Genomic DNA, 19,629 nt, shown 5'->3' with positions numbered 1-19,629 from the left:
GTGGCGGTGGGCTCGCCCCGTACGGCGAGCCCGTCGCCAAGCCGGAACAGCGGCCTGGCGAGGTCAGCGATGGCGGGCATAGGGGCGGGTGAAGCCCACGACTCCGCCGGGGTAGTCGCGGTAGGACTGCACGCGTACGTTCGCCCCGGTGTGGGGAGCCACGAGCATGAGGCCGCGCGGAACGTCGTAAACGATGCCGACGTGTCCCGGCCCGGAGTGACCGGGGCGGTAGTCGAAGAACACGAGATCCCCCGGTGCTTCCTGGCCGGCTGGCACGCGGGGACCGAACCAGTACTGGGCGTCCGACAGGCGGGGGATCGTGATGCCGGCGGATCGGTACGCCATCATCGTCAGGCCCGAGCAGTCATAACCGGTGGGGCCGGTGCCGCCGTAGATGTACGGCTTGCCGAGCTGTGCCCTGGCGTAGGCGATGACTCGGGCTGCGATCGCCGTCGGGGCGTACACCGGGCCAGCCGAGTCACAGCCGTCCTCGGCGGGCTTGCCTGCGGCGTACGCACGTGCCTGGGCGATGACGTCGTTCACGTACGACCAGGAGTGGTTGTAGGCGAAGATCGCCCCACGTAGACGTACGGGCGCGCCGTTGGCTCTGAGGTAGCGCGCTGCGGCGGGAATGGCGTCGGCGGGATCGGTGATGTCCTTGCGCCCGTCCGTGTCGCCGTCCGGGGGTCACCGAATCCGCGTCCCTGCCCCAGCGTGCAGATCTTCCCGGGCGAGCCGGTACCGCACTGTGTGGGGCGCAGCGTGCTCCCCACGCCCGTCGTCACCCCATCACCGCCTCCGGCGGGTTGCCCGCCGTGGGAGGTGAGCTGCGAGGTCGGCAGGGCGATCGACTCTTGGTTCACCGGCCTGACTACGTCGGCGATTCCGCCGGTCATGGACTTCTTCGGCAAGACGTTGCTGACCACACCGGATCTGGACAGCCCATCGATGAAGCACGTCCAGTCGCTGTGGTCTGCCCTGCCCTCCGCGGCACTCCGATTCCCGAACCGGCCGCCGAAGTCGACTGGGGAACCTACGAACCCGCCATCCGCGAGTGGGAAACGATCCTCGGACGAACGGCACCCCAACCCACCGAACGCGGAACCAGGGGACAGCCCCGCCTGAGCGCCCGCTTCGTCGAGTGGATGATGGGCCTGCCCGCCGGCTGGGTCACTGACCTGCCCCTCACCCGCACCGCCCAGATGCGCCTGCTCGGCAACGGTGTCGTCCCGCAGCAGGCCATTGCCGCCTTCCGGAAACTCGACGCCCAGCTGTACGGCGACACGCCAGGCCCTTGGGTCGCGCCATCATGATCACGCGACTCCGAAACGAGTCCTGCACGGCAGCCGCACGATGATCGCGCGCCAGTCCAGCGAAGATCATTCCGGAACGAGTCACCGCTGCTGCGGAAGCCCTCTACGAGCGGCAAGCCAAGACGGCGATCAGCTCCGGAAACCCATGACGGACGAGTTCGGAACCGAGCTCTCAAGCGCCGGGCGGCAACAGTGCTCGGCGGTCGGCGGTCGGCGGCCGCGCGAACGGCTGTGGTTGCCGCATGCGGCATTGAAACTGCCGCATGACCGCGAGGTTACAAAAGGGCTGCTCAGGGGCTCCCAAGCCGGATTTAGCTCCGTACGGTCGCGGGTGCGGAACGGGCGCGGAGACACGCGGTATACCCGTTGCCCTGCCGGAAGCGGCGCCCCTTGCTCACCCCCGGAGCAGCCCGGGTGTTCTTGCGGGTCCTCCTCAGGGCCCGCGCCCGTTCCGCCGGAGAGGAGGGCACGTCAGCGAAAAGCAGCACAAATCATTCTGCTGATTTCCGCTTGCCCGCTTCACCCCCGCGCGGCCGCCACCGAGTCCTTCGACGAGACACCGACCGTGACCGGCGAACAGCTACCAAGTACACCGTCGGCCACGCGATCCCAACTGATCACGACGCTGGAGGACGCCACTCCGTGAAGACCGCCGAACGCACTCGCGACAAGCTCACTCTCGCCGAGGTCTGCGCCGAACTTGGAATCTCCCGCTCGACCTTCTACGACTGGCGCGCCAAGCAGAAGGCCCCACGTTGCATCACCCTGCCAAACGGCAGCCTCCGCGTTCGCCGCACCGAACTCGACCGCTGGCTCGAGGCACGAGAGGACTCCGCCTGATGCGCGACATCACCTACGACGTCCGCATCTACAAGACTGAGATCTACAAGGGCAAGAACGCGACGACCTACACAGTCCGCTGGAAGGTCGGGCCTAAGTGGTGGAGGAAGTCCTTCCGTCTCCGAGCGCAGGCGGACAGCTTCCTTGCCGAGCTTCGACCGGCGGCGAAGAAGGGCGAGGCGTTCAACCTCCTAACCGGCCGGCCGGTCTCCTGGCAGCGGGTGGAGAACGACATGACCTGGTACGCCTTCGCGTGTGCGTACGTGGACATGAAGTGGAAGACCGCGTCGGCGAAGTACCGGCATGACATCGCGTACGCGCTGACGCAGGCCACACCGGCGATGTACACGAGCGACAAGGGCAAACCCGAGGCCGCCGCTCTCCGTAGGGCGTTGTTCCGGTGGGCGTTCAACACCAAGCAGCGCGGTTCCCCGCCCGATGATGTCGCGCGGGTTCTGCGCTGGGTGGCCGACAACACCGCGCCCGTCTCGGAACTGTCGGATCCGGCGCTTGCCCCGCCGCGTTCTGGACGCCGCGACGACCCGGTTGGACGGGAAGCGTTCCGCGGCCAACGTCGCCCGGCGGAACCGGATGATCCTCGCCAACGCCATGGACTATGCCGTCAGCGAGCGGAAGCTATTGGAGACCAACCCGATTCGCGATCTGAAGTGGAGCGTCCCCAAGACCTCCACCGAGGTCGATCGGCGGAGCGTCATCAACCCACGCCAAGCGCGCGCCCTGCTGAGCGCCGTCGGGGCGCAACAGCCCAGCGGTCCGCGGCTCGTGGCGTTCTTCGCGGTGAAGTACTACTCCGCCCTGCGACCCGAAGAGGCGATCAGCCTGACCCGCGACGACGTCACGTTGCCGGACCTGGTCTGGGATGAGGACAGCCAGGAGTGGCAGGAGCCAGACGAGTGGTGTGAGTTGCATTTCCGCGAACCCACGCCCGACGCCGGCTGCGAGTGGACCGACGACGGCAGCCATCGCGAGGCACGCAAGCAGCTCAAGCACCGGGCCGAGGGGCACGAACGCCGCGTCCCCGGTCCTCCGGAGCTGACCGTCATCCTGCGGGCACACCTGCGAGACCATGTCGCCGACGATCCAGGCGCGCGCCTGTTCACCGGAGTTCGGGGCGGAGACCTGCCGTCGATCACCTATCGGCGCGCCTGGAGGCAGGCACGCCGGAAGGTGTTCACGGATCAGCAGTACGAGTCGCCGCTGGCGAGGCGACCGTACGACCTGCGTCACGCCTGCGTGTCTACGTGGCTCAGTGGGGGAGTGCCGCCGACCCAGGTGGCCAAGTGGGCGGGGCACACCGTGGACGTGCTGTTGCGGATCTACGCCTCGTGTCTCGAAGGCCAGGACGAGATCGCCAAGCGACGGATCGTCGAAGCGCTGGCCTGAAACTTCAGCACGTATTCGGCACAGATGGCCGCCGAGAGCCGGTCACAGCCGGAGACGGCCGGACCTCGCACCAACGGCGCCTGACCTCGAAGTCGCAGGTCAGGCGCCGTTTCGCATGTTGATCAAGCGGTGGGCACAGCTGGATTCGAACCAGCGACTCCTGGTTTGTAAGACCAGTGCGATCAAGGATCTAAGAGCCCTGGTGACCTGCGCAAACACATGCCGATCCAGTCGGCCCGAGGAGGGCACGTATTCGGCACGGTAGTCAGGAAAGGGCGGACGACCGCCTCGAAGCGCCGGTCATCGAGCGCTTGTCGCACGATGCCCACATCGCACAAGCCCTCGGCAAGGCCGGCGGGGGGCGAGTTGTGGCGGACCGATTGCAGCTCAATCGTCTCGTGTCGGCTGGCCCAGTCGCGTTGCCGCACGGTGTGCTTTCGGAGATCGCACCACCTATGCCGATCACGACACCGAGCTCGACCAAGGCGACGGCCGGCATCGGAGCTGCAGCACGCTGCATGGCAGTGGGCTATAGCCCACCGCGGCTTGGCCGGGAATCTCCCCTCCGGTAAATCGACCGCGGAACGCTTCGGTCGCCGGGAACGCCGGCGCCGCCTCGTCAAGCAGGCCGGAACAACCGGCCGATTGGACCTGACGGCCCACCAGTGATCCCGCCACCTAGAGCTTGTTCCGCCCCAGCTCCCTCCAGTGGATCATTCAAGGCTCAGGTGTGACGGTTGCGTTCGGCGGTGGCGGCTGCGATGTAGTTCGGGTGCTCCGGGAGGATCGGGGCGTGGAGGTCCGCACGTGTCGTCCCGGTCATACTTGGTGCCGCTGGTGAGTCGTTCAGTTGTGGTAGGCGGCGGCCGCGATCTGGACGAACGATCGGATCAGTGGATTGGCGTCGTCCTGGTTCCATGCCGCCGCCGTGCGGATCGGCGGCATGTCGATCAGTGGCACCACCGTGAGCCCCTCTGCCGGCTTGTGGCCCAGGAGAGTCATGCCGACCGTGCCGTTCCAGAGAACGGCTTGCTGGCATTCCTGAACGGTGCGCACCACCGGACCTTCGCGAAGTTCCCCGCCGTTCCAGTACGACTGCCAGATGGGGTCGGTGCCGTCGGGGAACCGGAACCAGCGGCGGTCGGCCAGGTCTGCCAGCTTCAGGCTGTCGCTCCGGGCGAGCGGATCGTCGGCGCGCAGCAGCGCGCCCACCGGGTCTGCGCGCAACTCGTGCACGGTCAGGCCGGTCTCGTCGAACGGCCTGCAGGTCAGGGCGACGTCGACCAGTCCGGCGTGCAGCCCGCAGGTGGGATCGGTCAGGTCGGTCTGGCGGATGCGAACCTCGACGTGCGGGTGCCGCTGGTGGTAGGCGACGGCTAGCCGGGTTGCGTTCGGGTCGGTGCTGTCACCCAGGATGCCGACGGTGATGGTTGCGGTGCCGGCCGCTGCGGCCACGCGTGCGCGTACCCGGTCGGACTGCTCGAGTAGGGCGCGCGCCTCCTCGAGCAGCACCGCCCCCACCGGAGTAAGCGTGACACCGGCGGACGATCGGTTGAACAGCGCGGCGCCGACCTCGGTCTCCAGCTGCTTGATCGCACGACTCAGGGGCGGCTGACTCATGTGCAGCCGGGCGGCGGCCCGGCCGAAGTGGAGTTCATCGGCGACCGCTACGAAATAGCGGAGTGTGCGCAGCTCCATGGCGCAACGATACCCGTACGGTATCGAGATCTCAGAATGTGTCTTGGACAGTGGTAGTGCCCTGGCAGTGGAATCGAAGCATGACTGACGAACCGAAAAGCACTGAGCCGATTGCCGACCCCGCCGTATCAGTGGTCGGTCCGGGCGACGGTGAGACGATCGTTCTGGGCACCACGAGACTGCGCGTCCTCGAAGACGGCAGCAACACCGGGCACCGCCTCGGGCTCGCCGAGTCCGTCCTCGCGCCGCATACCCCTGGACCGCCGCAGCACCGCCATGCCCAGCACGATGAAGGTTTCTACATCATCTCCGGCGCGGTGCGGTTCACCGTCGGAGACAAGGACTACGACGCGACCGCGGGCACGCTTGTGATGGTCCCGCCCGGAGCCCCGCATACCTTTGCCAACGTGACCGACCAGCCGGCCGTCATGCTCAGCACTTTCACGCCAGACCTGTATGTGCAGTACTTCCGGGACCTGCAGGACATGATCGCCAGCGGCCAGGCGTTGTCCCCACAGGCGAGCATCAAAAGGATGAGGCGTTACGCCACCGAGCCCGCGACCGACCTCGCGGAGAAACCGGAAGGATAACGCCGTCGGCCCGTCCTTCACCATTTTGTGTCGCACGAGCATCCAGGAGCCCTCCGACCTCGCACATAGGCGCGGTAAGGCTCCGATGATTCTTTCCGTTCACCGTCACGGAACCGCTGTCGGGCTTGTCCAGCCCCGTGATCATCCGCATGGTGGTCGACTTTCCCGCACCGTTCGGGCCGAGGAATCCCGTCACCATTCCCGAGTGGACGATGAACGACAGATCGTGCACTGCCGTCTTTCCTCCGTATCGCTTCGTGAGTCCTTGCGCCGTAATCATTTCTGGAGGTCTCCGAACTTTCTCCGAATGATGAACATCGTCACGTTCCAACGAAGAGTTTCGATCCGAGGAGGCCATCATTCAGGCGTGGCAGGACGCGGGGTCATGCGGCGTGCTCGGCGCACAGGCACCCGACGCCCGGCTCGATCCACTCCTGGCCGACCCACTCGGGATGCCGCTCGATCAGCAACGCCCGGACCTCGGCGACGATCTCGTCCTCGCCCATCGCGGAGTCACGCCGCCGCCAGGTCTCGTCGCGCAGCTCGCGCAGGTAGTCGCGGACGTCGTCGAGCACCTGCGGGCCGCCGATGTCACCGTGACCGGGAACCACCACCCGCGGCCCGGAGACGGCCAGCCGGTCCATCACCGCCAGCCAGCCCACGCCGGAGACGTCCGTGTCGTGCGGCGGAAGCCACGGGAAGATGGCGAACTGCCCGGTCTCGGCCAGATCCCCGGTGAACAGCACGCCGTCGTCCGGCACCTCGATCACCTGGTCGCCCTTCGTGTGGCCCCGGCCGGTGGGTCGGAGCCGTACGGTACGGCCGCCGAGGTCCAGGTCGTACCCGTCGTCGTAGACCTCATCAGGGGTGGGCACCTGAACGCCGTCGAGGCGGCGGACGATCGGGCCGCCGAGGCCCCGGAATATCTCCAGGTAGCCCGTCCCCTTCGTCTTCAGGTCGTCGGCCTGGGCGCGGTTGACCAGATAGGTGGCCTGGCCCGCGAACACCTGCGCGCCGAAGGCGTGCTCGGGGTGGAAATGCGTCGTGGTCAGGTACAACTGACGGCCCTTCGCCACCTCGGACGCGAAGGCCAGGACCTGCTCGGCGTTGGCGACGCCCATGCCGGTGTCGACCACCAGTACGGCCCGCGTACCGCCGATGATGCCGATGTTGGGCACCAGTTCGACCCGGTGGTTCGGGATCACCAGGAGGTCGGGAGCGATCTCCTCGGCGCCGGCGACCTGCACGGCGGGGTCGATCCTCGGTTCGTCGATCATTGATTCGTCAGTCATGCTCCGATTCCACCGGCCGTGCACCGGGGCCGTCCAAGACCGGCTCGGTGGTGCCGATACCGTCCGGGTATCGTCGCGGATCACAGAGCTAGCACACGGCGCCACTTCGTGGCCGTCGCAGATGCCGTGCTCTCGCGGTACCGCTCCTTTTCCTGGGTGAGGGACAGCAGGTGCTCGCTCCTGTCCCACAGCTGCCGGCAGAGGTTCTCGGCGCGGGCCTGGGGATGGAGGCGCCTGGCGGGCTTGCGCTTCTCGTGGTCGGTGCCGGAGAGCCAGTCCGTGCCGGGGCGGCCCTCGGCGAGCCGGCTCAGTTGCCCGGCGGCCTTCTGCGGTGTCGTCATCAGCAGCCGGGCGATGCGGTTGCCGTACATGCGATGCACGAAGTTTCCGGAGCCGGAGGCGAAGTTGGAGGCGACGGTGCCGGGGTGGAGGGCCGCCGCGGAGATGCCTTGGCCGTGGTGGCGGCGGTGCGGTTCCCGGGTGAAGAGGATGTTGGCCGGCTTGGCGGTGCCGTAGGCGCGCTGCGGGGTGAATGAAGCTGCCCCTGGCAGGCGGCGTGGATTACCCGCCCGCCAACTGCTCCGGTGCGGCGGGATGGTCGCCGAACCCCGCGCAGGAGCCGCCTTGGCCCAAGCCGACCGACGGCGATAGGTCTCCGGATGCCTCACCTACTCGCGCTCGGCGACCATGTGCCGGCATTCCAGGTCAGATCTGTACCGGCTTGGTTCGGGCCGTTGGTTCATCGCGTATCCGGCGCCGGTAGCGCAGTGGTGAGTCTCCCACCTCTCGTTTGAACGCGGTGCTGAAGGCGCTTTCGGAGGCGTAGCCCAGGTCGGAGGCCAGCGACGCGATGCGGACGTCCTGGTCGCGGAGGGCGCGTTGTGCCAGGAGCATCCGCCAGCGGTTGAGGTAGGTCAGTGGTGGTTGGCCCGACACGGTTCGGAAGCGTTTGGCGAAGGACGTTCGTGACATCGCCGCGGCGCGTGCCAGCTCGGGTAGGCTCCAGGGCTTTTCGGGTGCGGCGTGCATCAGGTCGAGTGCCGGGCGCAACCGTTCGTCGGTCAGCAGCCGTAGCCATCCCGGGGGGAGTTCGGCATGGTCGATGTAGGCGCGCAGGACTTCGAGCAGCAGGAGCTGGCCGTACTGCCGGATCGCGAATTTCGCGCCGATCCGGTCTGCGGTGACCTCATCGAACAGCCGGTCGAGGCTGTCGCGCAGGTTGGTCGCGGTGGTGGCGGATGCGCGGACGTGTCCCACCGGCGGGAGCGCCTGTAGCAGCAGTGCCCGGCCCGCCGGGTTGAGATCGACGGCGATGCCGATGACGACGTCGTCGGTGCCGCGGTCGGCGCCGGCGAGCCGCGTGAAGTTCTCCTCGGGCACGATCTGTCGGCGCGGTCCGTCGCCGCTGCCGCCCTCCTGCTCGAGCCAGGATCGGTTGTTCAGGATGGCGACGTCGCCCGGCTCAAGCTCGATCGGCCCGTCGATGCCGTCGGTGGTCAGCCGGGCCCGGCCGTACACCATCGCGATGAACTTCAGCGGGTCTTCGATGGGGGCGCGAGCAATTCACGGGTCCCGTGCCGCGAACCCGCCCGACACCAGACCGCGGATCTCGACGAGGTCGAAGACCTCGGATAGTTGGTCACCGACCATGCCCGTACTTTCACGAAAGAAATACGCATTGTCAATTATTCAGAGTATGAACTCCTCGGCGCAGGCTTAGGGGCATGACACACAGGCAGCACCCCATCGGATCCGGCTTCACCGCCGCCTCGACCGCTGATGAAGTCCTCGCGGGTATCGACCTGTCCGGCAAGAACGTCATCGTCACCGGCGGCCACGTCGGGCTCGGACTGGAGGCCACCCGTGCGCTGACCAAGGCGGGCGCCTCGGTCACCGTCGGCTCGCGCCACCCCGATCGCGCGGCACCGGCGCTCGCCGGCATCGAGCGCGTCGACATCGACCGGCTCGACCTGTTGGACCCGGCCTCGATCGACGCCTTCGCCACCCGCTACCTGGACTCCGGCCGTCCCCTCCACATCCTGCTCAACAACGCCGGGATCATGGCTCCCGCCGAGCGGACTCTGGACGCGCGCGGCTATGAGGCGCAGTTCGCGACCAACCACCTCGGGCACTTCCAGTTGACCCTGGGCCTGCTGCCCGCACTGCGCGCGGCTCACGGCGCCCGCGTGGTCAACACGACCTCCGGCGCCACGCGCATCTGCGACATCCGCTGGGACGACCCGCACTTCACCTCCGGATATGACGGCCACCTCGCCTACGGCCAGTCCAAGACCGCGAACGTCCTGTTCGCCGTCGAGCTGGACCGCCGGTGGGCCGAGGACGGGATCCACGGCTACGCCGCGCACCCGGGCATCATCGTCGGTACGAACCTGGGCGGCTCGATGCCCGCCGACCAGATGCAGGCCATGCAACGGGCCACAGGCCTGGTCGACGAGTCGGGCCGGCCGATCATCGACCCCGAGAGCGGAAAGAAGACGCCGCAACAGGGAGCCGCCACCATCGTCTTCGGGGCCACCAGCCCCCTGCTCGCCGACATCGGCGGCGTCTACCTGAAGGACAACGACATCTCGCCGCTGGACGACGCCCACGACCCGGGCGCGCAGGGCGCCGACCTGATCCGCTCGCAGAACGTCGTACCGCATTCCATCGACCCGCGGTCCGCGGGGCGCCTGTGGGAGCTGAGCGAGCAACTGATCAAGGCATGACCCTGTCCCGTCGAGGTGTTCCGCCGTCCGGCGACGGCGGGAGAAGGAGTCACGAATGTCAACGCGACCTGCGGATAACGCCCGCACGATCGTCATCACGGGCGGGAACGCGGGCCTGGGTTATGGATGCGCCGCCGCACTCGTGAGTTCGACCGATGGACCGTGGCACGTCGTCGTGGCGAGCCGGAACGCCGACCGTACGCGCGAGGCCGTAGACAAGCTGGCCGGTGCCATCCGCCCAGAGCACACAGCCGAGGCGATGTCGCTCGACCTCGCGTCTCTGGCCTCGGTCCGAGCGTTCGCCGCCGAGCTGGCCGGCCGGGTGGCCTCGGGCACGATTCCCCCGCTGCAGGCGCTGGTCTGCAACGCGGGAGTTCAGGCCGGGACCGAACAGACCCGGACCGCCGACGGCTTCGAATCCACGTTCGGGGTCAACCATCTCGGCCACTTCCTGCTCGTCAACGAGTTGCTCCCGGTTCTGCGGGCACCTGCACGGGTGGTCGTGGTGGCGAGCGGCGTCCATGACCCCGCGCAGAAGGCCGGCGTGCCCGTTCCCTCGTGGAACACCGCGCCCGCTCTGGCCCGCGGCGAGCTCGGGCCCGACGCCGCGTCCGACAACGCGTTCGTCGCCGGTCAGCGCCGCTACAGCACCTCCAAGCTGGCCAACATCTACTTCACCTACGCCCTGGCGCGCCGCCTGCCCCCCGGCGTCACCGCCAACGCGTACGACCCGGGCATGATCCTGGGCACAGGGTTGCAACGATCGGCTCCCGCCCCGCTCCGATTCGTCGCCAAGCACGTCCTGCCGCACGCCAAGCCCCTCGTGCGCCGGTTCGTGACGGACAAGCTCTATACGGCCGAGGAGTCCGGAGCCGTGCTGGCCTGGCTGGCGACGGCCCCGGGGCTGGCCGACACCACCGGCGCGTACTTCCACCAGCGTCAGGCCATCCGTTCGTCGGACGACTCCTACGACGTCGCACGCGCGGATCAGCTATGGGAAGACAGCGTTCTGCTGACCACCCGACCCAGCTGAAGCCCGACGCCGGCGTTTCGATTCGTCCAGCCGTCGCACGAGCCTCTGCGAGTCGCTCGCGCGGCTTGGCGCACGGACCTCTAATGCCTGAGCAGGGCGCGGGCCGCCTGGGCGATGTGGGCGTGGGAGATGCCGGCGGCGTCGATGAGTTCGCTCGTGGTGCCGGAGCCTGGCAGGTCGGTGACCGCGAGGTGGGCGAAGGCGGGCTGAGCGCCGGTGGCGCTGAGTGCCGACAGGACGGCCTCTCCGATACCGCCTTCGGGGTGGTGATCCTCGACGACGACGAGAGCGCCGGTTTCCCGAGCGGCGCGGGCGAGGGTGGTGGTGTCGATCGGCTTGATGGAGTACAGGTCGACGACGCGGGCCTGGATGCCGTCGGCGGCGAGGTGTTCGGCGGCGGCGAGGCACTCGTGGAGGGTGACGCCGGCGCCGATGAGGGTGACCTGGTCGTGTTCGCTGTGGCGGAGGGTCTTGGAGCCGCCTACGGGGAAGGTCTCGTCGCTGCGGTAGAGCACGGGATAGGCGCCGCGGGTGGTGCGCAGGTAGGAGATGCCGTCGAGGTCGGCCATGGTGGCGGTCAGGGCGGCCGCGGAGGTGGCGTCGCTCGGGTAGAGGACGGTGGAGCCGCGGATGGCGCGCATCATGGCGAGGTCTTCGACGCCCATCTGGGAGGGGCCGTCGGCGCCGATCTCGACGCCGCTGTGGGTGCCGCACAACGCCATGGTGATCTGGGAGACGGCCGCCATGCGGATGAAGTCGTGGGCGCGGGTGAGGAAGGCGGCGAAGGTCGTGGCGTAGGGGCGGTAGCCGCGGACGGCCATGCCGACGGCTTCGGCGATCATCTGCTGTTCGGCGATGTAGGTCTGGAAGTACCGCTCGGGGTGCGCCTTGGCGAAATTCTCGGCATAGGTGGAGTTGCCGACCTCGGCGTCCAGGGCGACGACATCCGGGCGGGCACCGAGGGCGGCCAACGCCGCACCGAAGGCGGTGCGGGTGGCGACCTTGTCGCCGATGTCGAAGCGAGGCAGCTCGACGGGGCGGACGTCCGGGGCGGGGGTGGGCGCAGGCGCGGGCGGCTGGAGACCACGTACGCGCAGGTGACGGAGGCCGCCCAGTGCGGCGACGGCGCGGTCGGCCATGTCCTCGGGCAGGGACTTGCCGTGCCAGCCCTCCTTGTCGGCGACCTCGGCCACACCGCGGCCCTTGACGGTCTTGGCGACGATGACGGTCGGGGCCTGCCCGTCGGCGGCGGTGGCCAGGGCCTGGTCGATCGCTTGCAGGTCGTGCCCGTCGATCACGATCGCGCGGCAGCCGAACGCCTCGACGCGGCGGGCGTAGGCGCCGGTGTCCCACTCCAGCTCGGTGGGGCCCCTTTGCCCGAGGCGGTTGACGTCGATGAGAGCGGTGAAGTTGGCCAGCCGGTGGTGGCCGGCCTTGTCGAGGGCCTCCCATACGGATCCTTCGGCCATCTCGCTGTCTCCGCACAGCACCCACACCCGGTAGGGCCGCCTTTCCAGATCCCGGCCGGCCAGCGCGATGCCGACGCCGTAGGCGATGCCCTGGCCCAGGGAACCGGTGGCCACGTCCACCCAGGGCAGCACGGGGGTGGGGTGCCCCTGCAGGCGGTGGCCGAAGCGACGGTAGGTCGTCATCAACTCGTCGTCGCTGACGACGCCGGCCGCTTTGAACATCGCGTACAGAAGAGGAGAGGCATGCCCCTTGGAGAAGATGAGGTGGTCGCCCTCAGGGTTGCCCGGCGCCTCCCAGTCGTAGCGCAGGTGGCGGGTCATCAGGACCGCCATGAGATCGGCCGCGGACAGGCTGGAGGTCGGGTGCCCGGAGCCGGCCGCGGTGCTGGCGCGTACCGAGTCCACGCGCAGCTGCTGCGCGAGTTCGAGGACCTGGGACAGGTCGCTTCCGGGATTGAGCGTGGTGGTCGGCGCTGTCGTCATGGTGAGAGCCTTTCGTGGGCGGCCGGCGAGCGGTCGCCGATCCTCGAAGGAGCGGTGACAGCCCTGCCGTGAACGAGGGTCAGAGGGTTCGGACCCAGGCGTCGGTGGTGGTCGCTTGGGCCTGGCCCGGGTCACTGTTCCGCCAGCTCACCGAGCAGCGACAACGCCTCGTTGATGGTCGCCAGCTGCTCGGGGCTGAACCGTCGGTCCATCTCCTCGGCGAGCCACGAGCGTCGTTCCCGGCGATCACGCGCGATCCGGTTCCGACCCTCGGCACTCAAGGTGATGATCCGCCGGCGGCCGTCGTCGGGATCGGGCCGGCGCTCGATCAGCCCGGCCTCGTCCAGCGACTTGAGTGTCGCCGTCATCGACTGCGACCGCACGCCTTCGGCGATGGCCAGAAAGGTCGTGGACGACGCGCCGTCCTTCTCCAGTCGCAGCAGCACCGACCGCTGCGACGGGGTCAGGCCCCCGGTCGGCGCGACACTCAACCGGCGGATCAGGCGGCGGACCATCGTGGCCAGATCCTCGGCCGCCGCCTGCGCGGCGTCCGACGCCCGCCCCGTCGATACACCCGTCATCACGACACCTTTTCTCAGCTTTCACGGCTGCCAGGCCGACATAAGTAGGTAGCTTACCTGATAAGCCTATCTACGTAGCATGCCTACATACTTTCCCGGGTGCGGAGCTCGTTCCGAAGGCTCATGGCAGCGGGTCGCATGGCTTTTCAGGAGACCTCCCACCACGGCTCCGTGCCCTCGACGGCGACGAACTCGTGGAAGTCCATGTTGTCGATCTCCAGGTTGGCCGCCATCGTGCCGACCATTCGGCAGGGAAGGACGGCGGGCTGGCCCGGGGTGTCGTAGAGGTCGACAACGGTCAGCGGTGGGCCGACCTCGATATGCTCCTCGACGGCGAACAGCGCCCGCAGCCGGTGGATCTCCTTGTCGGTGAGCAGCCCGGCCCCGGTATGCAGCGTCCGGCGCGCGGAGTGGAGCGGGTCGCCCTTGTGGCCGCGGTGTTCGTGGATGGCCTGCTGGACCCGGCGCCGGCACCGATCGAGCGCGTCGCCGGCCAGCCGGACCGCGTGGAAGGGATCCATGACCGCGACCGCGTCGGGGAGCTCCTCGGTGGTGGCGGTCTTGAAGCCGCTGAACCCGTCCATCGCGACGACCTCCACGCCGTCGCGCCAGGCGTCTGTGCGGGCGGCGAGCCAGGTCTTGAACACCTGCTTGCCGGGTCGTCGATCAGGACCCGCTTGCCCTCGGCGAGGACGGCGTCGTTGGCGGTGTTCCACGCGACCCCGAGCCCTTCGGCGACCCGGGCGACGGTGAGGTGTCCGACCACGATCCCTTCTAGCGCCCACCGCAGCCCGCAGCGCGACAACCTGGCCCGCGGCTCGGCCGCCAGTGAGGTGTCCTGGCGCCACACCTGGCCGCGGCCACCGCATCGGTACCGGCGGATCGTGACCAGCAGCGTCGTGGGCCGCCAGCCGAGCGGCTCGTGGGCCAGGCGCCGGGTCACGGTGTCCCGCGGGGTCCCTTCACAGCCGCAGCGGTGACACCAGCGGTCGGGTTCGACGACCCGGTACGCGAGGGCTGCGCGCTCGGGCTCGAGGCGCTAGCCGGTGACGACGAGCCCAAGCTCGTCGAGGCGGCAGAAGGTTGTCAGATCGGGGTGGGCGAACGCATCTATGCGCTCACCGACGGTGGCGTCGGGCACGTGGCGGTTCTTTCAGGATGAGCGTGTAGGAGCCTTTCCCTCTGGAAACCTCGACATCCATCTGGGGCCGCCGCGCCGGCTACACCCTCATCTGGCGAAGAGCCGCTCTAGCCGCGACTACACCCCAGTCCCTGGGAGTAAGTCATCTGTCGAGGGATCCGCGATCACGGCCGATGGCGGAAGCTGATGCGCATCAGCCGACTGTCAGTCCAGTCTTCGAGCCGAGTCGGCCGGATGGTGCCGGGGTCGTGGGGCTGATTGAGATCCGCCACGATCTCGGCCAGCACGGCCTGACGTTCAGCTGGGTCGGTGACAGGCGTGGCCCGTGCAGGCAGATCTGCGCGGATCCCGTTCTTGAGGTGGAAGGTGAAGTTGGGATTGGCGAGAAGGTTCGCATGCCAGTCGGTCGCGGCACCGCCGGCGCCGCTACACAGGTAGGTGGTGCCCGCAGCTCGGTAGAAGAAGATCTCGATGCGGCGTGCTCGGCCGGTGCGGCGCCCCAGCGTCGTGATGTCGATGATCCGTTCGCTGGTGCCCGCGGCGGGGGTGATCTCGATGGCTCGTCGGATGTGATCAGGCAGGTCTGATAGAGACGCGTCCCGTGCGGAGTCGTTCGACCCGGTCGTGTCTGGAGTGCTCATGCGGCCTCGGCCTGAAGGGCGGGGCCGAGGAGGAGTCCACCGTCGATGACGTACTCCGACCCCGTGATGAACGAGGCGTCCGATGACGTGAGGAACAGGAGAAGCCGGGTGACGTCGGTCGGCTCCCCGAGCCGGGGGATGGCGAACGGCTCGGGTGAGTAGAAGTCGGCGATTGCCGCGGTGGCGCCGGCTGCTGGTTCGTGGATGAAGGAGGTCGCGATCACGCCGGGGTGGATGGTGTTCACCCGAATGTGATCGCGGCCGAGCTCGAGCGCTGCCGTTCGGGTGAGGCCTCGCACAGCCCACTTGCTGGCGACGTACGGCGCGTAGTGCGCCGTGCCGCCCAGGCCCATGGTCGAGGCGACGTTGACGATGGCTCCCCCTGCTGCGCGGCGCAGAGCGGGGGCTGCGACCTTGATGCCGAGGAAGGTCCCTGTGAGGTTGATGTCGAGGATGCGCGACCACGTGGCCTGCTCCGTGTTCTCGATCGTTGCAGGCGGATTCTGCACGCCCGCGTTGTTGACGAGCACATTCAGGGCGCCGAAGGCGCTCTCGGCGGCTAGCACAGCGGCGGCCCACGAGCTCTCGTCGGTAACGTCAAGGCGGGCGAAGCGAGCGCGGGTCCCGAGCTCGTCGGCGAGAGCGGCGCCGCGTTCCGCGTCGATGTCGCCGATCACCACGTTCGCTCCCTCCGCGTGAAAGGCGCGCACGTGGCTCGAGCCCTGGCCGCCGGTCCCACCGGTCACGAGCACGGTCTGGTTGTCGAAGCGGGGCATCAAATGTTCCTTCGGTACGTGGGGTGAATGACCGGGATCACCAGTGATGAACGGCGGCCAGTGGTGAGCCGAACGACTCACCATTCCCTCGACACTAGGTCGGCGGCAGTGGCGAGTCAAGCCACTCACCTCGTATGCTCGGCCCATGAGCAGGGTCGTGACGACGTATCACCAGCGCGTCGCCCAGGAGAAGCGCGCGCTGATCGTGACGGCCGCGACCGCACTGTTTCTCGAGTTGGGCTACGACCGGACGTCGCTGGCGCGGATCGCAGAGTGCTCGGGCGTTTCGCGGGCCACCTTGTTCAAGCAATTTCCGACCAAAGCCGCCCTGTTCGACGCCATCGTGACCGAGTCCTGGTCGACCGCTGACGAGGAGGATCCTCCGCCCGCAGGCAACGTCGTTGACGGGCTCAGCATCATCGGTCGCCGTTACGCCGAGCTGCTAGGCCGCGCCCAGATGACCGACCTGTTCAGGATCGTCATCGCCGAGCTGCCGCGGTTCCCTGAGCTGGCCCGAGCGCAGTTCTCGCACGGGAAGATGCCCTACTTCGAGTCCGTACGCAGCTACCTCCTGGCTGAGCACGAGGCGGGAACGGTGCGGGTCGAGGACGTGGACCTCGCAGCCACCCAGTTCCTGGGCATGATCTCCAACTACGTCTTCTGGCCGACACTCCTAGTGCCGGGCTGGGAGGTGAGCGCCGAACGCGTCGCTCAGGTAGTCGACGAGGCCGTCCGCACCATCGCCGCCCGGTACGCCGCGACTGGACCAGAGGCGTCCACCAACGACTGAGTCCCGCCGCCACCAAGGGAGCTGATGCCTGTCGCGCGGACGTCCCCTACGTACAAGTCGCCTCGACCTGCGCTCTCCGTCATCCGCGTGCCTCGTGTTACTCCACGCGGCTGACCAGCGAGGACGCGCGACCACAGCCCGCTCAGAAGGTCACCGCACAAGAGCCACACCCATCGACACGAACGGGGCAGGGGAGAGGGGTATGGCCCGGAGCCGAGTGCGGCGGTCGTGGACTCGGAGTAGGGCGCTGCTACTACCGCCGCCGTGGTCGCGATGCCCGAGATGACGACTCGGCCGTCGCTCACACGGTCCCGGGTGCAGGACAGAGCTCATGCGAGGGTGGCGTTCGGTCCGGTGGAGGTCGTCGGGCGCAAGCCGGCCGGCGGGTTCCGGTCGTCGACTTTTTCGGCGGTCACTGTGCTGTCGTCGGCTCTGGTGGGTTGTGGGTCCGGCGGTAGGCCACCGGAGACAGGCCCACGTGGGTGTGGAACTGTTTGCGCAGTGCGACCGGGTCGCCGAAGCCGCAGGCGGTGGCAACGCGTGCGATGGCGAGGTCGGTGGACTCCGGTAGGAGGCGTGCGTGTGCCAGCCGGCGCTGGGCCGGCCACGTGAGTGGGCTAAAGAGCCAGTCGCTGGGGCCTGGCATCGGCTATGGCAACGGCGGATCACGCGCTGACGCGGTGACCGCTGGCGCACCGGCCGAGGCATGGAAGAAGCTCTCAGCCGGTGACGGAGCCACGGGCCCGCGCCTGTACGACTGGGCCATGGCGAGTCTGGAACCGCACCCCGGCGACGACCTCGGCGGTCCCGGCGGCTTCCAGCGGTGGCTGCTGGTCCGCCGCAGCCTGGTCCCATGCGACCAGGGCGAGCCGGAGCCGGCGTTCTACCTGTGCTTCGGTCCTGCGGGCACCACCATGGCCGAACTGGTCCGTGTCACCGGCGCCCGCTGGGCGATCGAGGAATGCTTCCAAGCCGCCAAGAACGAAGTAGGCCTGGACCAATACCAGGCCAGACGCTACGACGCCTGGCACCGCCACATCACCTTGGCCATGCTCGCGCACGCCTACCTCGCCGTCACCGCCGCCCACGCCCCAAAAGCAGCCGCGGCCTGGTCCCCCTCACCCCAGCCGAGATCCGCCGTCTCCTGGCACACCTGACCAGCGCCGCCACTCCTCCGGGCCGCGCACGCCGGACTGCGAACCTGCCGACCACACCTCAGAGTGAATGGCCGTCTGAACCACCTTCGCGGTGGATGCGCGGCCATGGAACTCAGATCTGGTTCAGGCCGCCGTCGACGTACAGGCTGGAACCGGTGATGAAGCTGCTCTGCCCAGAGGCGAGGAAGGCGACGGCGGCGGCGATCTCCTCCGGGCGCCCGAGCCGGCCCAGCGGCACATGCGTGGCCAGTTGCTGCTTGAACTGCTCCGGGTCGGGAGCGAGCCCCGACAGACCAGGGGTGTCGGTCGGGCCGGGCGTGATGGTGTTGACCCGGATGCCGCGTCCCTTGAGCTCGTTGGCCCAGGTCCGGGAGAACGATCGGGTGGCGGCCTTGGTCGCCGCGTACACGCCGAACGCCTCATCGCCGACGTCCACGTTGGTAGAGCCGTTCAAGATCACCGAGGCGCCGTGTTGAGCAGTGGCAGCGCCTTCTGAACGGTGAACAGCATGCCCCGGACGTTGATACCGAAGAGAGTGTCGAAGTGCTCCTCGGTGACCTGCTCAAGCGACACGAACGCGGCGACGGAGGCATTCGCGAACAGTACGTCCAGGCCCCGTCCCCGGCCGCGGATCGTCTCGTAGAGCCGGTCCAGATCGGCCAGGTTCGAGATGTCGCCGATCACCGCGGTAGCCGCTGAACCGATCATCTCGACGGCCGCGTCGAGTTCGGTCTTGCGCCGGCCGGTGATGAACACGTGCGCGCCCTCGGCCGCCAGCCGTACGGCACTGGCCAGGCCGATTCCGGAGCCGCCCCCGGTGACGAGAGCGGTCTTCCCCTCAAGTAGCCCCACGCGAATGACCTCCTTCGGTTTCCGCATCGATCGATGCGGAAGGAGCAGGCTGCCGGGGGTGGAGACGAAACAGAGCGGCCCCATCGGCCGACCGCGAGGGCTCGACGCCGACGAAGCTCTCGAACGCGCCATGCTGGTCTTCTGGGAGCACGGCTACGAGGGGGCCAGCCTGGCCAACCTGACGGACGCGATGGGGATCTCCACCACCAGCATGTACACGGCCTTCGGCAACAAGGAGGAGTTGTTCCGCAAGGCTTTGGAGCGCTACACCGAAGGCCCGGGCGCATACCTGACCCGGGCCATGGAGGAGCCGACCGCCCTCGGCGTCGCCACCGCGATCCTGGCCGGCACCATTCGAACCACCACCCGCCCGGCTCATCCCCACGGGTGCCTGGGTGTCCAGGGCGCCCTGGCCGCCAGCGACTCCGGGCACGGAGTCCGTGACCTTCTCGCCGCCTGGCGCAACAACGGCTGCTCCTGCGTCCGAGAACGGTTCCAGCGAGCCGTCGACGACGGCGACCTGCCTCCGGAGGCCGATCCGAAGCTCCTGGCCCGCTACGTCACCACCTTGGCATTCGGCATCGCCGTGCAAGCCGCGAGCGGTGTCGGCCGCGATGAACTCCAGGGGATGGCCGACGCCGCCCTACGCAACTGGCCGCTCTCCTGAGAACGCCTCGGTGTTCGTCCTGGCGAGTAACTACTCGCTGTCAATCACTCATCGACATAGTCATCGTGCGTCATGCGGTAGTGCTCTCCCCGGTCGGGGCGGTGGGCAGGATGCGCAGGCGGGCCCGTATTGGTCGGGCTTGGACGGGATGTCCTCACACCGGTAGCCGACCCGGG

Annotated in this window: 20 protein-coding genes and 3 pseudogenes; 9 read left to right on the top strand and 14 right to left on the bottom strand. The window is 68.3% G+C overall.

Features of this window, described 5'->3' with window-relative positions; genetic code table 11:
* Positions 1 to 63 precede the first annotated feature (63 nt).
* Positions 64 to 543 carry a C40 family peptidase gene (locus tag OG417_RS39990; protein WP_329240300.1) on the bottom strand — a complete coding sequence of 160 codons (480 nt, stop codon included), beginning with the start codon at positions 541 to 543 and terminating at the stop codon, positions 64 to 66.
* A 425-nt stretch (positions 544 to 968) separates the two neighbouring features.
* Between OG417_RS39990 and OG417_RS39985 the strand changes: the two genes are divergently transcribed.
* Positions 969 to 1,313, top strand: a complete 345-nt coding sequence (locus OG417_RS39985; RefSeq protein ID WP_329240298.1) for a hypothetical protein — start codon at positions 969 to 971, stop codon at positions 1,311 to 1,313.
* A 642-nt stretch (positions 1,314 to 1,955) separates the two neighbouring features.
* A complete protein-coding gene (locus OG417_RS39980; RefSeq protein WP_329240296.1) occupies positions 1,956 to 2,153 on the top strand; it encodes a helix-turn-helix transcriptional regulator in 198 nt (65 codons plus the stop codon).
* A 67-nt stretch (positions 2,154 to 2,220) separates the two neighbouring features.
* Here OG417_RS39980 and OG417_RS39975 read toward each other — a convergent pair whose 3' ends face one another.
* Positions 2,221 to 2,511: a hypothetical protein gene (locus OG417_RS39975; protein ID WP_329240295.1), complete on the bottom strand. Its 291-nt coding sequence runs from the start codon at positions 2,509 to 2,511 to the stop codon at positions 2,221 to 2,223.
* Positions 2,512 to 2,744: 233 nt separating this feature from the next.
* On the opposite strand from OG417_RS39975, the gene OG417_RS39970 reads away from it, so the two are divergent.
* The gene (locus OG417_RS39970) at positions 2,745 to 3,557 is read left to right on the top strand and encodes a tyrosine-type recombinase/integrase (protein WP_329240293.1); all 813 of its coding nucleotides are present in this window, start codon (positions 2,745 to 2,747) and stop codon (positions 3,555 to 3,557) included.
* Between the two features lie 846 nt (positions 3,558 to 4,403).
* Here OG417_RS39970 and OG417_RS39965 read toward each other — a convergent pair.
* Complete coding sequence (locus OG417_RS39965; protein WP_329240291.1) at positions 4,404 to 5,255, bottom strand: LysR family transcriptional regulator; 852 nt, start codon at positions 5,253 to 5,255, stop codon at positions 4,404 to 4,406.
* Between the two features lie 80 nt (positions 5,256 to 5,335).
* Between OG417_RS39965 and OG417_RS39960 the strand changes: the two genes are divergently transcribed.
* On the top strand, positions 5,336 to 5,845 hold the full coding sequence (locus OG417_RS39960; RefSeq protein WP_329240289.1) for a cupin domain-containing protein: 510 nt from the start codon (positions 5,336 to 5,338) through the stop codon (positions 5,843 to 5,845).
* Here OG417_RS39960 and OG417_RS39955 read toward each other — a convergent pair.
* The 4 genes from OG417_RS39955 to OG417_RS39940 form a co-directional block, all read right to left on the bottom strand.
* The gene (locus tag OG417_RS39955) at positions 5,781 to 6,125 is read right to left on the bottom strand and encodes an ATP-binding cassette domain-containing protein (RefSeq protein WP_442875784.1); all 345 of its coding nucleotides are present in this window, start codon (positions 6,123 to 6,125) and stop codon (positions 5,781 to 5,783) included. The genes OG417_RS39960 and OG417_RS39955 overlap by 65 nt on opposite strands.
* A 103-nt stretch (positions 6,126 to 6,228) precedes the next feature.
* Positions 6,229 to 7,137 carry an MBL fold metallo-hydrolase gene (locus OG417_RS39950; protein WP_329240287.1) on the bottom strand — a complete coding sequence of 303 codons (909 nt, stop codon included), beginning with the start codon at positions 7,135 to 7,137 and terminating at the stop codon, positions 6,229 to 6,231.
* Positions 7,138 to 7,217: 80 nt separating this feature from the next.
* The gene (locus OG417_RS39945) at positions 7,218 to 7,805 is read right to left on the bottom strand and encodes a hypothetical protein (RefSeq protein ID WP_329240285.1); all 588 of its coding nucleotides are present in this window, start codon (positions 7,803 to 7,805) and stop codon (positions 7,218 to 7,220) included.
* 37 nt (positions 7,806 to 7,842) lie between these two features.
* Positions 7,843 to 8,673 carry a helix-turn-helix transcriptional regulator gene (locus tag OG417_RS39940; RefSeq protein ID WP_329262947.1) on the bottom strand — a complete coding sequence of 277 codons (831 nt, stop codon included), beginning with the start codon at positions 8,671 to 8,673 and terminating at the stop codon, positions 7,843 to 7,845.
* 188 nt (positions 8,674 to 8,861) lie between these two features.
* On the opposite strand from OG417_RS39940, the gene OG417_RS39935 reads away from it, so the two are divergent.
* Together OG417_RS39935 and OG417_RS39930 are read left to right on the top strand one after the other, a co-directional pair.
* Positions 8,862 to 9,863, top strand: coding sequence for an SDR family NAD(P)-dependent oxidoreductase (locus OG417_RS39935; RefSeq protein WP_329240284.1), 1,002 nt, complete (start codon positions 8,862 to 8,864; stop codon positions 9,861 to 9,863).
* 55 nt (positions 9,864 to 9,918) lie between these two features.
* Positions 9,919 to 10,896 (top strand): SDR family NAD(P)-dependent oxidoreductase, encoded by a 978-nt coding sequence (locus OG417_RS39930; RefSeq protein ID WP_329240282.1) that lies wholly within the window; start codon positions 9,919 to 9,921, stop codon positions 10,894 to 10,896.
* Between the two features lie 80 nt (positions 10,897 to 10,976).
* On the opposite strand, the gene OG417_RS39925 is transcribed toward OG417_RS39930, so the two are convergent.
* From OG417_RS39925 to OG417_RS39905, 5 genes and pseudogenes are all read right to left on the bottom strand, one after another.
* Entirely contained in the window at positions 10,977 to 12,848 is a 1,872-nt protein-coding gene (locus OG417_RS39925; protein WP_329240280.1) for a transketolase, read from the bottom strand.
* A gap of 131 nt (positions 12,849 to 12,979) precedes the next feature.
* A complete protein-coding gene (locus OG417_RS39920) occupies positions 12,980 to 13,429 on the bottom strand; it encodes a MarR family winged helix-turn-helix transcriptional regulator (protein ID WP_329240278.1) in 450 nt (149 codons plus the stop codon).
* Between the two features lie 311 nt (positions 13,430 to 13,740).
* Positions 13,741 to 14,570, bottom strand: a pseudogene (locus OG417_RS39915) (transposase); the annotation flags it as partial.
* Positions 14,571 to 14,734: 164 nt separating this feature from the next.
* The gene (locus OG417_RS39910) at positions 14,735 to 15,211 is read right to left on the bottom strand and encodes a nitroreductase/quinone reductase family protein (protein WP_329240276.1); all 477 of its coding nucleotides are present in this window, start codon (positions 15,209 to 15,211) and stop codon (positions 14,735 to 14,737) included.
* Entirely contained in the window at positions 15,208 to 15,987 is a 780-nt protein-coding gene (locus OG417_RS39905; protein WP_329240274.1) for a glucose 1-dehydrogenase, read from the bottom strand. Before OG417_RS39905 ends, OG417_RS39910 begins: the two co-directional genes overlap by 4 nt.
* A 145-nt stretch (positions 15,988 to 16,132) precedes the next feature.
* Here OG417_RS39905 and OG417_RS39900 point away from each other — a divergent pair, with 145 nt between their 5' ends.
* Positions 16,133 to 16,777 carry a TetR/AcrR family transcriptional regulator gene (locus OG417_RS39900; RefSeq protein WP_329240272.1) on the top strand — a complete coding sequence of 215 codons (645 nt, stop codon included), beginning with the start codon at positions 16,133 to 16,135 and terminating at the stop codon, positions 16,775 to 16,777.
* A gap of 412 nt (positions 16,778 to 17,189) precedes the next feature.
* Here OG417_RS39900 and OG417_RS54625 read toward each other — a convergent pair whose 3' ends face one another.
* Positions 17,190 to 17,423, bottom strand: a complete 234-nt coding sequence (locus OG417_RS54625; protein WP_442875606.1) for a helix-turn-helix domain-containing protein — start codon at positions 17,421 to 17,423, stop codon at positions 17,190 to 17,192.
* Here OG417_RS54625 and OG417_RS39895 point away from each other — a divergent pair.
* Positions 17,398 to 17,934 (top strand): annotated as a pseudogene (locus tag OG417_RS39895) (IS701 family transposase); the annotation flags it as partial. The gene OG417_RS54625 and the pseudogene OG417_RS39895 overlap by 26 nt on opposite strands.
* Before the next feature lie 112 nt (positions 17,935 to 18,046).
* Here OG417_RS39895 and OG417_RS39890 read toward each other — a convergent pair.
* Positions 18,047 to 18,786: pseudogene (locus OG417_RS39890) on the bottom strand (SDR family NAD(P)-dependent oxidoreductase).
* A gap of 58 nt (positions 18,787 to 18,844) precedes the next feature.
* On the opposite strand from OG417_RS39890, the gene OG417_RS39885 reads away from it, so the two are divergent.
* Positions 18,845 to 19,453 (top strand): TetR/AcrR family transcriptional regulator, encoded by a 609-nt coding sequence (locus OG417_RS39885; RefSeq protein WP_329240270.1) that lies wholly within the window; start codon positions 18,845 to 18,847, stop codon positions 19,451 to 19,453.
* Positions 19,454 to 19,629: the final 176 nt, after the last annotated feature.

This window comes from Actinoallomurus sp. NBC_01490 (assembly GCF_036227085.1).
Classification (GTDB): Bacteria; Actinomycetota; Actinomycetes; order Streptosporangiales; family Streptosporangiaceae; genus Actinoallomurus; species Actinoallomurus oryzae.
This window is presented reverse-complemented; position numbering and strand designations above follow the sequence as displayed.